Below are 1,149 nucleotides of genomic sequence, written 5' to 3'. Positions count from 1 at the left end.
GGTCCCAGGTCAGTGATCGTCGCAACTGCTTTGGGATGTTTGCCATTTGGACCGTGAGAGCCTTACGCATCGCCTCGGCGCCGTATCCGGCCAGCGCGGGGCCGTTCTTCACCCGTGGCTCGACGCCGTAGCCTTCCATTCGCGGCAGGTGGACCAGGATCGTGAACCTGCTCGTGCGCTCCACGAGCGTGCCGATGGCGGACCGGTTCGCCCCGATGATCAGATCGCCTTCCCAGTGGCCCGCGACGGCCCGGGTCTCGACCTCGGCGGGACGCTCGCTGATCATCACGTCGGGCGTGACGTGACCGGCCGCCTTCCTGCGGGCGCGGGAGCGAGGAACCCGCAGGGCACGCCCTGTCCGCAGGCACGTGACCAGCTCACGGTCGAGCGCGCCGCGGCCCTGGACGTAGAGGGCCTGGTAGATCGCCTCGTGCGAGATCCGCATGGACTCGTCATCGGGGTGGTCGACCGGCAGCCGCTTGGCTATCTGTTCCGGACTCCACGCCGTCGTCCAACGCCGGTCCTGACGGCGGGGCTTGTTCCGTCCCTTCCACTGCTCGGTCGTGGGACCAGACACCGTCTTGCCGTCCGGCGCCTGGATCACGCCGGCCAGCCGGTCCTGGACATACTCACGCAGCCGCTCGTCGGTCGCGAGCTTGGCCGTCTTCGGCCGGCGAGCGGCCAGCTCGGCCTTCCACTGCGCGATCGAGGCCCGGTAGTCGAGTTGCCCGCACCGAGTGGCCGCGTTGCGTCGCAGCTCACGGGAGATCGTCGACGGAGACCGCCCCAGCCTGCGGGCGATCTCCCTCACGCCGGCGTCCTGGGCCCTCAACAGGGAGATCTCCTCGCGCTCGGCGAACGACAGATACCGGCCTGACAATGGGCTGAGCTGGATCGAAGGCATCCCGCCACGATCGCGGAACCACCGCGAACCGACGGGCCCGGACGCCCCGCATGCCAGCGCGGCATCCTCGCTCGTGAGCCCCTCGGCGATCCTCAACCAGAACGCGCGTTCCACGTCCCGACGCACCGGTGGCCGACCCGGCGAACGCATCGCCGGACGCCCCGTCACCTTCGTCGTCCACCCCACAGGCCGCCCCACCCGACACCTCCACGATCGAGGTGTTGCGACGACCGGTTGAATCCACC

Annotated in this window: 1 protein-coding gene; it reads right to left on the bottom strand. The window is 69.5% G+C overall.

Annotated elements, in window-relative coordinates:
* Positions 1–1,054: IS30 family transposase (locus tag ACIOJE_RS41310; RefSeq protein ID WP_400783864.1), on the bottom strand; the 1,054-nt coding region annotated here is incomplete at its 3' end.
* Positions 1,055–1,149: the final 95 nt, after the last annotated feature.

It is taken from the genome of Kitasatospora sp. NPDC087861, from assembly GCF_044742585.1.
Lineage (GTDB): Bacteria > Actinomycetota > Actinomycetes > Streptomycetales > Streptomycetaceae > Kitasatospora.
Note: the sequence above shows the minus strand (reverse complement) of the source record. Positions and strands in the feature narration are given on the sequence as shown.